This is a genomic window from Nevskiales bacterium, assembly GCA_035574475.1.
Taxonomy (GTDB): domain Bacteria; phylum Pseudomonadota; class Gammaproteobacteria; order Nevskiales; family DATLYR01; genus DATLYR01.
In genome coordinates this window covers 1-12,196 of the sequence record DATLYR010000193.1, presented here as the reverse complement: position 1 = coordinate 12,196, position 12,196 = coordinate 1, and the positions used below count along the sequence as shown (strand labels likewise).

General features: G+C 66.8%; 11 protein-coding genes. 7 read left to right on the top strand and 4 right to left on the bottom strand.

Annotated features, from left to right (window positions below):
* Positions 1-120 precede the first annotated feature (120 nt).
* The 4 genes from VNJ47_11640 to argH all read right to left on the bottom strand — a co-directional run bounded on the left by VNJ47_11640 (position 121) and on the right by argH (position 3,713).
* A complete protein-coding gene (locus tag VNJ47_11640; GenBank protein ID HXG29484.1) occupies positions 121-633 on the bottom strand; it encodes a hypothetical protein in 513 nt (170 codons plus the stop codon).
* A 108-nt stretch (positions 634-741) separates the two neighbouring features.
* Positions 742-1,446: a sterol desaturase family protein gene (locus VNJ47_11635; protein HXG29483.1), complete on the bottom strand. Its 705-nt coding sequence runs from the start codon at positions 1,444-1,446 to the stop codon at positions 742-744.
* Positions 1,447-1,448: 2 nt separating this feature from the next.
* Complete coding sequence (locus VNJ47_11630; GenBank protein ID HXG29482.1) at positions 1,449-2,177, bottom strand: GntR family transcriptional regulator; 729 nt, start codon at positions 2,175-2,177, stop codon at positions 1,449-1,451.
* A 147-nt stretch (positions 2,178-2,324) separates the two neighbouring features.
* Entirely contained in the window at positions 2,325-3,713 is a 1,389-nt protein-coding gene (argH, locus tag VNJ47_11625) for an argininosuccinate lyase (GenBank protein HXG29481.1), read from the bottom strand.
* A 283-nt stretch (positions 3,714-3,996) separates the two neighbouring features.
* Between argH and VNJ47_11620 the strand changes: the two genes are divergently transcribed.
* From VNJ47_11620 to VNJ47_11590, 7 genes are all read left to right on the top strand, one after another.
* The gene (locus VNJ47_11620; GenBank protein ID HXG29480.1) at positions 3,997-4,503 is read left to right on the top strand and encodes a type IV pilin protein; all 507 of its coding nucleotides are present in this window, start codon (positions 3,997-3,999) and stop codon (positions 4,501-4,503) included.
* The gene (locus VNJ47_11615) at positions 4,497-4,976 is read left to right on the top strand and encodes a GspH/FimT family pseudopilin (protein ID HXG29479.1); all 480 of its coding nucleotides are present in this window, start codon (positions 4,497-4,499) and stop codon (positions 4,974-4,976) included. The genes VNJ47_11620 and VNJ47_11615 overlap by 7 nt, the downstream gene beginning before the upstream one ends.
* The gene (pilV, locus tag VNJ47_11610; protein HXG29478.1) at positions 4,970-5,539 is read left to right on the top strand and encodes a type IV pilus modification protein PilV; all 570 of its coding nucleotides are present in this window, start codon (positions 4,970-4,972) and stop codon (positions 5,537-5,539) included. The genes VNJ47_11615 and pilV overlap by 7 nt, the downstream gene beginning before the upstream one ends.
* Positions 5,536-6,717, top strand: a complete 1,182-nt coding sequence (locus VNJ47_11605; GenBank protein ID HXG29477.1) for a PilW family protein — start codon at positions 5,536-5,538, stop codon at positions 6,715-6,717. The genes pilV and VNJ47_11605 overlap by 4 nt, the downstream gene beginning before the upstream one ends.
* Before the next feature lie 8 nt (positions 6,718-6,725).
* Entirely contained in the window at positions 6,726-7,319 is a 594-nt protein-coding gene (locus tag VNJ47_11600) for a hypothetical protein (protein HXG29476.1), read from the top strand.
* 21 nt (positions 7,320-7,340) lie between these two features.
* The gene (locus VNJ47_11595; GenBank protein ID HXG29475.1) at positions 7,341-11,186 is read left to right on the top strand and encodes a PilC/PilY family type IV pilus protein; all 3,846 of its coding nucleotides are present in this window, start codon (positions 7,341-7,343) and stop codon (positions 11,184-11,186) included.
* Positions 11,187-11,325: 139 nt separating this feature from the next.
* A partial coding sequence (locus VNJ47_11590) for a histidine kinase (GenBank protein ID HXG29474.1) occupies positions 11,326-12,196 on the top strand: 871 nt, incomplete at its 3' end.

The window sequence follows — 12,196 nt, the reverse complement described above, 5'->3', positions numbered from 1 at the left end:
CCCGCCCCCATGTCGGGGGCGGGGTGCGCCCGTCGGGCGCTGGAGTGGCGGCTTTAACGCGGGGATCAAGGCCCTTATGCCGCCTGCCGCCTCTCCCGAGAGGGAGAGGTTGGGTCTTCGTTACGGAAACGCCGGGATGTGCGGCTCGGTGCCGCCGATCTGCGCCTCCGGGTGATGTTCCTGGATCAGCCGCTCGATCTCGTGCACGCGCTCCTTGGGCACGTCCACCATCATCAGCACAGCGCCGGATTTGATCGCGTCCTCGTAGGCTTTCAGTTCGCGGTTGGGCAGGTTGATGCCGATCATGCCCGATACCCAGGCGCCGAAACCGGCACCGGCCAGCATCGAGGCGGCGACCATGCCGCCGCCCAGCACCACGCCCGCGGGCGGGAAGGTGACGGCCAACAGGCCCGCCAGCGCGCCGGTCACGCCGCCCACGGCAAGTCCGCGCTCGACGGCCTCCACCAGGTCGGTTTTCTGCAGGATGTTGGCTTCGGGCATGTCGCCGAGCGGCGTGCCTTCGCGCGCCAGTACATGCATATGCCCGGCCTCGATGCGTGCGAGCAGCAGCTCGTTCACGATCTTGTGCGCCGTGGCCACGTCCGGGACCACGAAATACAGGCGGCGTCGCATCCTGACCTCCGATCGGCCCGTGCCGGAAATGGAGCGGAATGGTCCTGTGTATATAGTCCTTAACCGGGGGAAATGAAAGGGGCGCGTAGGTGGGGGCGAGCGCCGCGATTACGGGCCCAGCCCGAGGGTGCTGTGGGTGCCGGACCGGCCGGTTTTCTCGGGGTCCGGCGCCGTGCCCAGCCAGCGGTCGGCCGCGCCCATGGACACACCCCACCAGTAGTTCTCGTTGCGGAAGTGGTGCAGGCGGTGTTCGCGTACCCGCTTCTGGTAGTGGCCGATGGGCGGGCACCAGTGGATGTGCGCCAGGTAATGCACCCACTCGTAGTGCAGCGCCAGGCACAGGTGTGCGGTGGCGAAGCTCAGCACCAGCGGCTCATGCCAGCCCCACCAGGCGAGTGCGGCGTACACCGGGATCGCGCCCACGTAGATGTGCAGCGGGATGAATACGCGCTCGAGGTTCCAGGGGTCGGCGTGGTGCTGGCGGTGGGTCTGCGGCAGCAGGAAATCCACGCGGCGGCCGAGGATGACGCGCGGCTTGTAGTGCAGCAGGCAGACGTGGATCAGCCATTCGTTCAGCGGCCAGTACGCGACCAGCGCGGCCACCACCACGGCGTCCCACCACGACCACTGGCCGACGTACAGGCGCAGCGCCAGCATGCTGGTGAACATGACCATCAACAGGCGCGGGCTGGTGATGCTGACGAAGGTGCGCAGCGCGCTGGCCGCGTCGCGCGGCAGGTGCGCCGGCGGCCGCATCGGGTTGCGGCGCGCGGTTTCTTCGGCGGACATCATCTGGCGGGCGGTGTTTTCCAAGGCTACTCCAGGGCCTTCTGGTAGGCGTCGAGGGATTTCTCCAGTGCGATGCGGCCAATTTCAACATGCCGGCGGCCACACTCGCGCGCGGTGTCGGTGTCGCCGGTGCGCACGGCATTGGCCAGACGCTGCAGGGTGTCGAAGTCGCGGAACTCCGGCTCCAGCACCTGGGTGAGCAGGCCCCAGATGGCCTTGTAGGTCTTGTGCATGGAGTTGAACGCGAGGCGGTAGGCGATGTTGCCGCCGGCATTCACCAGCTTCGACCAGAACTCCAGCGCGAGGGCTTGTAGTTGCGGCGTGTCCTTCGACGCGGCGCGCATTTTCCGCAGGATGTCGTCGAGCTCGTCGGCCAGTTTCGCGCCGCCCTTTTTCGCGGCCGCCGCGGCGATGTCGGGCGCGAGCGAGCTGCGCATGGCCATGATCGAGCGTGCCACGGCGGGGTTGAGCTGGCCCTCGGCGTCGGTCAACAGGCTGGGTAGCAATTCGAGCCCTCCCTCGGTTTCGTAGTCGAGCACCACGCTGTTGCCGCCCTGGCGGATCTGGATCAGGCCGGCCTGCTGCAGGCGCTTGAGCGCCTCCCGCACCGCGCCGCGGTTCACGCCCAGCTGCTCGGCCAGTACGCGCTCGGCCGGCAGCTCGCTGCCCGGCGCCAGACGCCGGTCCACGATCCGGTCCATGAGCTGCTCATAGACCGAATCGGACAGGCGCTGCTTGGGGATCGCGCTAAACATTTTGGTAGCATATCATACCAGTTGACCAGACGCAATCTGTAGCTGTGATGGGGTAGGAGCGCGTCCTACGCGCGACCTGGGCGGGTTTGCCGCCGTCGCTGTCGCGAGCAGGGCTCGCTCCTACCAAGACAGAGGGGGGTGAGAAGCTTAGTCCAGCCTCTGTCGCGCCCGCTGCGCCGCCGCCCGGACCTGCGCCGGCGCCGTGCCGCCGAGGTGATCGCGCGCCGCCACCGAGCCTTCCAGCGTGAGCACCTGGAAGACGTCCTGCTCGATCAGCCTGGAGAACTGCCGCAGCTCATCCAGCGACAGCTCGGCCAGGTCCTTGTTCTGCGCCACCCCATGCCGCACGGCCTTGCCGACCACCTCGTGGGCATCGCGGAAGGGCAGACCTTTGCGCACCAGGTAGTCGGCCAGGTCGGTGGCGGTGGAGAAACCGAGCTTCGCCGCGCGCAGGCAGTTCTCGCGCTGCACCTGGATCGCGGGCACCATCGCCGCGTACAGGCGCACGCAGGCCAGCGCGGTGTCGAGCGTGTCGAACAGCGGCTCCTTGTCTTCCTGGTTGTCGCGGTTATAGGCCAGCGGCTGGCCCTTCATCAGCGTCAGCAGCGCGGTCAGGTGGCCGTACACGCGCCCGCTCTTGCCGCGCACCAGTTCCGGCACGTCCGGGTTTTTCTTCTGCGGCATGATGCTGGAGCCGGTGCAGAAGCGGTCCGGCAGCTCCACGAATTTATAGTTCGCGCTGGTCCACAGGATCAGCTCCTCGGAAAAGCGCGACAGGTGCATCATGAGCAGCGCGCAGGCCGAGGCGAACTCGATCGCAAAGTCGCGGTCGCTCACGGCGTCGAGTGAGTTCTCGCTGACGGCTTCGAAGCCCAGCAGCTCGGCGGTGTAGGCGCGGTCGATGGGGAAGGTGGTGCCGGCCAGCGCGGCCGAGCCGAGCGGCATCACGTTCACGCGCTTTCTGCAGTCCGCCAGCCGCGCGGCGTCGCGCGCCAGCATCTGCTCCCAGGCCAGCAGGTGGTGGCCGAAGGTCACCGGCTGCGCCACCTGCAGGTGCGTGAAGCCGGGCATGATCGTAGCGGCCTCCTGCTCGGCCAGGCCGATCAGCGCGCCGCGCAGGGTCTTGAGTTCCGCCCGCAGCGTGTCGATGCCGTCGCGCAGGTACAGGCGGATGTCGGTGGCGACCTGGTCGTTGCGGCTGCGGGCGGTGTGCAGCTTCTTGCCGACCTCGCCGATGCGCTCGGTCAGCCGTGCCTCGATGTTCATGTGCACGTCTTCGAGCGCATCCAGCCAGCTGAAATCATTGCGCTCGATGTCGGCCAGAATCTCCTCGAGCCCCTTGACGATCTTGTCGGCCTCGGCCGCGGTCAGTACGCCGACCTTGGCCAGCATGCGCGCGTGCGCGATCGAGCCGGCGATGTCCTGCCGGTACAGCCGGCGGTCGTAGCGCACCGAGGCCGAGAACTGCTCGACCAGCGCATCGGTCGCCTCGCTGAAGCGCCCGCTCCACAGCTTGCTGGATTGATCCTGGCTCATGGCCGCGTCCTGGGATGGGTGGCGGATTATATCAGCGCGGCTTGAACAGCAGACCAGCAAACGTGATGTAGAGTCCGCGCGGACATCGAAGCGGGCCTGAAGGACAGCTCAGCCGGCCGCGTCACACCGGCTGAGGACGTATTGAAGGCGTTCGGCTTCACTGAACTCGCCACGCGTCTCTCTGCAACCAAATCATGACGGATGAAGCGAATCGAACCCTGAAGCACGGGCCGCTGTACCTGCGCTGAGATTCCGCTCCCCTGGCGAGGGTCAGGGGATAGTCATGACGCCCGTCGCCCGCTCGCCGACGCCCGTCGGCCTGGCCGTCCAGTGGCGCCGCCGCGCGCCGATAATCCAGCTTGACCAAATCCGGGGTAGGTGGATGAAACGACCAAAGGGATTCACGCTGATCGAGCTGATGATCGCGGTGGCCGTCGTCGCCATACTGGCGGCGATCGCCCTGCCGTCCTACGAAGACCAGATGCGCAAGAGCCGGCGCGCCAATGCGCAGGCCTTCATGGCCGATGTCGCGCAGCGCGAGCAGCAGCGCTTTCTCGACACGCGCAGCTACGTTCCGGCAGCCAACAACGCAGCATTCCCAGCTGCATTGAGCATCTCTGTGCCCTCGGACGTATCTGGCTTCTACAACCTCAGTGTGACGGTATCGGCTGGCCCGCCGCCGGGCTTCACGATCACCGCCACGCCCACCGGCAAGCAGGTGCCGGACGGTACGCTGGTCATGGACCATCTAGGCAACAAATCCCGCGCCGGTGATCCCAGCAAATGGTGATGTTACCCAGCCGGCAAGAGGGCTTCACGGTCATCGAATTGATGATCGTGCTGCTGGTGGTTGGCGTCCTGGCCACAATCGCTGCCCCGTCGTTCTCCGGCATGATTGCCAAGAACCGGGTGAAGGCGGCCAGTTCAAATCTGCACTTGTCCCTGCTCAAGGCGCGCAGCGAAGCAGCCAAGCGCAACGCTTCCATCACCGTGTCACCCAACGCGGGCGGTTGGGTGTCCGGCTGGCGCGTGCTCGCGGGGGCCACCGTGCTGGCCCAGGAGGGACCGGTCAGCGGCGTCACGATCACGACCGACCCGAACCCCCTGCCGAGCGTGGTCTACCTCAGCTCCGGCCGCACGCAGGGCGGCGCCAGCGTCACGTTCGAGGTCGAGGATTCCGGCGACATCCTGCCAGACCGCGACCTGCGCTGTGTCGTGCTGAGCCTGAGCGGCATGCCGGCCGTCAAGGAGGGGCCATGCTGAACCAGCGCGCGCGCGGCTTCACCCTGCTCGAGGTGCTGATCACCATCGTGATCCTGGCCTTCGGCCTGCTGGGCCTGGTCAACCTGCAGAGCAAGCTGCACATGACCGAGATGGAGGCCTACCAGCGTGCCCAGGCGGTGGTGCTGCTGCAGGACATGATCAACCGCCTGCAGGCCAATGGCGCGAATGCCGCGAGCTACCTGACGCCCACGCCGCTGGGTACGGGCAATACCACTGAAAACTGTTCCAACCCGACGACGACGGTGGCCAGGGACCGCTGTGCCTGGCACGCAGCTTTGCAGGGTGCGGCGGAGACCGTAGGCGGCAGCAACGTCGGCGGCATGATAGGCGCGCGCGGTTGCGTGCAGCAGATCACGGCCCCGAACCCGGCGGCCGGCATCTGCACGCCCGGCGTGTACCGGATCAGCGTCGTCTGGCAGGGCCTGTTCCAGACCGCCGCGCCGGCGGCGGCGCTGACCTGCGGCCAGAACCAGTACGGCGACGAGTCCTATCGTCGTGTCGTGTCGGCGGACATCACCGTGGGACTGCCGAAATGTTCATGACGCGCGACATCACATCACTTGGGCAGCACGCCCGCGGGCCGGCCCGGCAGGCAGGCCTCACCCTGATCGAGCTGATGATCGCGATCACGATCTCGCTGATCGTGCTGGTGGCGCTCACTGCCATGTTCGTGTCCAGCATGCGCGCGCGCGACGAGGTGCAGCGCGCCAACCAGCAGATCGAGAACGGCCGCTACGCGATGCAGGTGCTGTCTGACGACCTCCAGCTCGCGGGTTTCATGGGCAAGGCCGACCTGAGCGCGCCGGTGGATCTGGGCGAGGACACGGTTCTCAGTTTCGATGCGGACGAGGATGTGCTGTGCGAACCCGACGACCTGGACGTGCTCAAGGGCCAGGCCGCGCTGTACATCGAGGGCGCCAACAATGTCACCGCGCTGCCGGGCGGCTGCGACGATGCCGGCAATTTCTTCGACGACGGCGAGACCCTGAGCGACTTCAAGCCCGGCACCGACATGCTCGTCGTGCGCCGGGTCAGCAGCTGTGCCGCGACGCCGGCACCCACCACTTGCCCGGCGGTGACGGGTGCGCCTTACTTCCAGGTTTCGATGTGTCCCGATGACGCGCCTGACAATGCAGTCGCTGACGCGATCCAGGGCTACAAGCTTGCGATCTATCCGAGCAGCAATGCGAACAATACCTTCAACCTGCACAACCGCGCGACAGGCGGCGGCTGCAACACGACGAGCTTCGCCGAAATCCGGCGCTTCCTCACGCATATTTACTTCATCGCCAACAACCACCAGCCCGGGGACGGCATCCCGACCCTCAAGCGCGCCGAACTGGACCTGGACGGCGGCAATCGCAAGTTCCGGGTCGTGCCCATCGCCGAGGGCATCGAGAACCTGCAGCTGCGCTATGGCATCGACGACACCGCGCCCGAAAACGGTGCGCCCGACCGCTACGAGAACGCGGCCGCGCTGTACGATCCAGCGGATGACAGCGTGAGCATTGGCCGCTGGCAGGACGTGGTGGCGGTCAGCGTCCATCTCTTGGCGCGCAGTGCGAATCCATCCCCTGGACACGTAGACACCAAGACCTACGTGCTGGGCGACGTCACCATCGCCCCCACCGACATCCCGACGGACGAGAAGGCCTACAAGCGCCACGTGTTCGAGACCGTCGTGCGCCTCAATAACCCGGCCGGCGTGAGGCAACCATGAGAACGGTCATGAGTGCGACGCGCCGCCGGCAGCAGGGCCTGACGCTGGTGGTGGGGCTGATCATGCTGATCATGATCTCGCTCGCGGCCGTGGTCAGCTACAACATCGCCCGCACCAGCCTGGATGTGGTCGGTAACATGCAATTCAGGAATGAGGCCGTGGCCAGCGCCAACAGCGTCATCCAGGAGGCGCTGAGCACGACGCGAATGTTCGAAACCCCGGACACCGTGTTTCTGACCGGGCTCTGCGCCGGCGCCAATTCGCGCTGCTTCGACCTGAACAAGGACGGCGTGAACGACATCACGGTCGTGTTGGCGCCGCCGCGCTGCATCCGCGCCACCGTCATCCCCAACCGCGAGTTCGCGGGCGAGCTCGCCAGTCCCGATTTCCTAGTCCGGCAGGAAGCCATGGGCTGCGTGACCAGTGGCGCACAGGAACTGCTCGCGACGGTGGGCGCCGCCGCGGGCGAGTCGCTGTGCGCGGCCAGCGTCTGGGACCTCGTCGCCACCGCGACCGACGCCAAGACGGGCACCAGCGTCGTGGTCACCCAGGGCGCCAAGGTGCGCGTCGGCAAGGACGATCTGGATGCCGGATGTCTGTAAGGCTGTAGAGAGGGCAAGGCCATGAACACGAAACCCCGGCGAGTCTCCACAGCGCTGCTGCTGGCGCTGAGCACGCTGCTGAGTTTCAGCACCTTCCAGGCGGCGTCGGAGGACATCGACATCTTCTCGGTGGACTTCGACAGCACGGTGGACAAGCCCAACGTGCTGATCATCCTCGACAACAGCGCCAACTGGGCGCGCCAGTCGCAGCAGTGGCCGGGCGGCCTGCAGCAGGGCCAGTCCGAGGTGCGCGCCATCACGCGCGTGCTCAACGCGCTGCCGGACAATAGCGTCAACGTCGGCCTGCTGGAGTACATCACCGGCGGCAGCGCCAACGACGCGGATTCCGGCTTCATCCGCTACCACATGCGGCCGATGAACGGCACCAACAAGTCGGCGCTGTCCAACATCCTGTACGGGCCCAGCGCCGCCGGCCTGCCGGTATCGTCCAGCATCTTCTCCAACATCAACGACCCCCAGGAAAAGCGCTCGCAGGGCAATCCCTTCGGCAACCTGTTCTGGGACGCCTATAACTACCTGGCCGGCACCAACCATTCGAACGCCGGCGCCGGTACGATCGCGAGCAAGGCCGACTCGGCGGGTTATACCAGCCTGTACTCCGTGTTCCGTTCGCCGCTGACCTCGGCCGACTCCTGCCGCCGCACCGTCATCATTTTCATCGGCAACAACGTTTCCAATGGCCCCACCGCGGACAGCCAGGCCAACGTAAACGCGCTGGCGGGGCTCGGCGGCAACACCAGCCAGATCCCCTTCGCCGATTACGTGGTCACCAGCACGCCGGCAACCGCGGTCAAGGGCACCTCGCTGGCCTGCTACAGCAACGCCAGCGCCTGCACCACGGCCGAGAACAACGCCACCTGCACTGCGGCCGGCTTCACCAGCTGCTTCTGCGACGCATCCACCGCCCAGCCCTGCCTGCAGTCGCGCTACACGGTCTATGGCCGCAGTACCACCCAGACCGTCGTGTCCGGTCCGACCACGACTACAACCAGCAACGTCTCGCTCGGCGAGCCGCCGCTGACCTGTAAGAACGCCAACCAGGTCCCCACCGGCTCCTCCTGTCCGCAGCCCTCGACGGTGTTCTCGCCGGGGCCCGGCGCGGATGAAACCACCGAGACCACCACCACCTGGGCCAACTGCGTCTATACGGACATCGGCAACTCGGGCTGCACCGGCCAGAAGCGCAACTACGAGCGCCGGGGCACCAAGACCGTCACCACCACCGTGCGGCGCACGACCACGGTGGACACCGAGCTGGGGCCGTCCGCATCCTGTTCGCTGGAGGCCTCGAGCTGCAGCACCTCGGGCTACGCCGGCTGCCCGCCGTCCGGCAATACCTACCAGAGCTGCTTCTGCTCCGCTCCCAGCAACACGAGCGGTTGCCCGCTGAGCTCGACCAGCCGCTACACCGTGATGGGCAACTTCACCTCCACCACGGCCACCCAGACCGGCACCTTCTCCCCGGCGCCGGCCGGTCCGTTCATGATGGACGAGTGGGCGCGTTTCCTGCGCAACAACGGCGTGCCCCTGCCCGGCACGAGCCCGGCGATCCGGACGCTGGTCACGACCTATACCATTGACGTGTTCAACGCTCAGCAGAACGCCGAGTTCTCGGCGCTGCTGTTCAATACCGCGCGCGTCGGCGGCGGCAAGTACTTCCAGGCGCGCAACGAGGACGCCATCGTCAGCGCCCTGACGCAGATCTTCAACGAGGTGCAGGCAGTCAACTCGGCCTTCGCCTCGGCCAGCTTGCCGGTGAACGCCACCAACCGCACCCAGAACGAGAACCAGGTCTTCATCGGCCTGTTCCGCCCGGACAAGGAGAAGAACCCGCTCTGGTTCGGCAACCTCAAGCGTTACCAGATCATCGCCAGCGGCGCCAGCCTGGAGCTGGGCGATGCCAACGGCGCCATCGCCACCAACCTGCAGACCGGCTTCATCGGCGACTGCGCGGTCAGTTTCTGGACTACGGATTCAGGCGATTACTGGAACTTGGTCGGCACCGATAACCCGCCCGCCGTCAGCCAGTGCCCGGGCGCCACCAATCCGCATTCGGATTACCCGGACGGGCCCTTCGTCGAGAAGGGTGCGGTGGCGGACAGGCTGCGCAAGCGTGCAAGCGCGCGCAACATGCTGACCCTGTCCGGCGGTTCGCTCGTGGCCTTCAATGCCAGCAGCGCCCCTTCACTGAGCGCGGAGACCCGCGATTTCATCCTGGGCAAGGACACCAACGACGACGATAACGACCTGAACGAAACCGAGGCACGCTCGACCATCCACGGTGACGTGATTCACTCGCGGCCGCAGCCGGTGAACTTCGGCGGCACGGCGGCGGAGATTGCGTCCGGCACGAAGCCCGGCGTGGTGGTGTTCTATGGCGCCAACGATGGCACCTACCGCGCGGTGAGGGCGCACACCGGCGAGGAGCTGTGGTCCTTCGTCGCGCCCGAGCATTTCTCCAAGTTCGAGCGCCTGCGGGCCAACGACCCGAAGATCAAGTTCTTCGGCGACAGCGCACCGAACGTACCCAAGGACTACTTCTTCGACGGCTCGACCGGCGTGTTCCAGAACGCCGACAACAGCAATGTGCGGGTATTCGCCGGCATGCGCCGCGGCGGGCGCCGGATCTACTCCTTCAACGTCACCAACCCGGCCAGCCCCACCGCACCCTGGACGCGGGGCTGCGACGCCGGCGGTTGCGACAGTGGCTTCGAGGAAATCGGCCAGACTTGGCCGTTCCCGGTGGCGGCCTTCGTCGCCGGCCATGCCTCGGGCACGCAGCCGGTGGTGGTGCTGGGCGGTGGCTATGACACCTGCGAGGACGCCGATACACCCACGCCGGCCTGTACCGGCGCGCGGGGCAGCGGGGTCTATGTGCTGGACGGTTTCACCGGCAACCTGCTCAAGCACTTCGACTTCAACGGACGCAGCGTGGCCGCGGACGTCGCGCTGATTGACGTCAACGGCGACCAGAAGGTGGACCACGGCTATGCCGTGGATACCGGCGGCAAGGTGTACCGCATCAGCTTCGTGGATGCGAACAACAACCCGCTGAGCCCGGGTTCCTGGACCTACCGGCAGATTGCGCAGACCCGGCAGACCAGCCCGCTGCCGGGACGCAAGTTCCTGTTTCCGCCGGCAATCGTGCAGCTCAGCAGCAGTGTGATCTATCTCGCGATCGGTTCCGGTGACCGCGAGCATCCACTGCTGACGCAGTATCCGGTCACCACGCCGGTGACCAATCGCTTCTACGTGTTCAAGGATGACCTGTCGGCGTCCGACACGGCGCCGATCATCGAGCTGGACGACACGACGGGCACGGTCATGCGCGATCTTACTGTCGAGGATGCTGACTGCGCCACCGATTCTTCGCAGTGCCCGGCACCGCTGCTGCCGAGTTCGCCGGAGAAGGGCTGGTTCATTAACCTGACCGAGAACGGCGTCGGTGAGCAGGTGGTGAGCGGCGCGTTGATCGTAGGGGGGTTCGTATTCTTCAACACCAACCGCGCGACCCCGACCAGCAGCACTGCCTGCACCAACTCGCTGGGCGAGGCGCGTGGCTATCTGGTGAACTTGTTCAATGCCTCGGGCGCGATTGGAGTGGAAGGATCACAAGGCGGCAGTCGTTCTTCGGAGTTCGTGGGCGGCGGCCTGCCACCGACGCCGGTGTTCGCCATCGTACCGGTCGCAACGGCGGGTGGCGGTACTGATTTCAGGCCGGTCCTGCTCGGTGCGGTGCCGAAGGACGGCAGCACTGCCTGTACGACCTGCCCCGAGGAACCGCCGCTGCTGATCCAGTCCAAACGCACGCCGCTGTACTGGTACAAGACCGGCGACACCGACTGACGGCATGACCCGGCGCCCTCCCGGCCGCAGGGCGAGGAGGGCGCCGCAGTTTCCGGTGCGAGGCGCGCACCCTATGGTACGGGCCGTCATGCGCGTGTCCGTCTCTTGACCACACCGGAGCGCCGGACAAGACTGCCGCATGGCCGCAGGCGACCGACCGGACGACAGTTTTCTGCCCGATTTCTGCGGCGGCGAGGCCACGCTCGCCGTGCTGGTGATCATGCAGCTGGTAGCCCTGCTGCTGCTGGCCGGTCACGCCGCCGACGGCGCCTGGTGGGAGCGTCTGCTGCTGGTATCGCTGTACCTGCACTGGATTGGTTTATGCAGCGCCGCCGTGCTGTGCCTGCTGCGTGTCCGGCTGGGCGGGCTGGCGCCGCGCGCGGCCATGGCCGCCAGCTACGGTCTGCTGCTGGTGGTCACCGGCACCATCAGCGAGGCTGCCTGGCAGCTGGCGCAGTGGTTGGACCTGCGCCACTTCCTGCCCGATCGCGAGCACCATGTGTTCCTGCTGCGCAACCTCGCCGTGTGCGCGATCGTGTCGGCGCTGGCGCTGCGCTACTTCTGGCTGCAGGCGCAGTGGCGCGGCCAGGTGCGGGCCGAGGGCGAGGCCCGTTACCAGGCGCTGCAGGCGCGCATCCGCCCGCACTTCCTGTTCAACAGCCTGAACAGCATCGCCGCGCTGATCGGTGTGCGCCCGCGCGAGGCCGAGACCGCGGTCGAGGACCTGGCCCAGCTGTTCCGCGCCGGGTTGTCGGCCACTGACCGGCGCATCCCGCTGCGCGAGGAGCTGGACGTCACGCGCGCCTATCTGCGCACCGAGTCGCTGCGCCTCGGCGAGCGGCTGCGCGTGCGCTGGGACATCGGCGCGGGCCTGGAGGAACTGCCGGTACCGCCGCTGTGCCTGCAGCCGCTGGTCGAGAACGCCGTCACCCATGGCATCGAGCCCCTGCCCGAGGGCGGCGAGGTCGCCGTGCGTATCCAGCGATCGGGGCCGCAATTGCTGGTCGAGG

Coding starts and splice junctions, on each gene's coding strand:
- VNJ47_11600 (HXG29476.1), top strand. CDS start 6,726: ATGAGTGCGACGCGCCGCCGGCAGCAGGGCCTGACGCTGGTGGTGGGG.
- pilV (HXG29478.1), top strand. CDS start 4,970: ATGCTGAACCAGCGCGCGCGCGGCTTCACCCTGCTCGAGGTGCTGATC.
- VNJ47_11630 (HXG29482.1), bottom strand. CDS start 2,177: ATGTTTAGCGCGATCCCCAAGCAGCGCCTGTCCGATTCGGTCTATGAG.
- VNJ47_11615 (HXG29479.1), top strand. CDS start 4,497: ATGGTGATGTTACCCAGCCGGCAAGAGGGCTTCACGGTCATCGAATTG.
- VNJ47_11620 (HXG29480.1), top strand. CDS start 3,997: ATGACGCCCGTCGCCCGCTCGCCGACGCCCGTCGGCCTGGCCGTCCAG.
- VNJ47_11640 (HXG29484.1), bottom strand. CDS start 633: ATGCGACGCCGCCTGTATTTCGTGGTCCCGGACGTGGCCACGGCGCAC.
- argH (HXG29481.1), bottom strand. CDS start 3,713: ATGAGCCAGGATCAATCCAGCAAGCTGTGGAGCGGGCGCTTCAGCGAG.
- VNJ47_11605 (HXG29477.1), top strand. CDS start 5,536: ATGACGCGCGACATCACATCACTTGGGCAGCACGCCCGCGGGCCGGCC.
- VNJ47_11595 (HXG29475.1), top strand. CDS start 7,341: ATGAACACGAAACCCCGGCGAGTCTCCACAGCGCTGCTGCTGGCGCTG.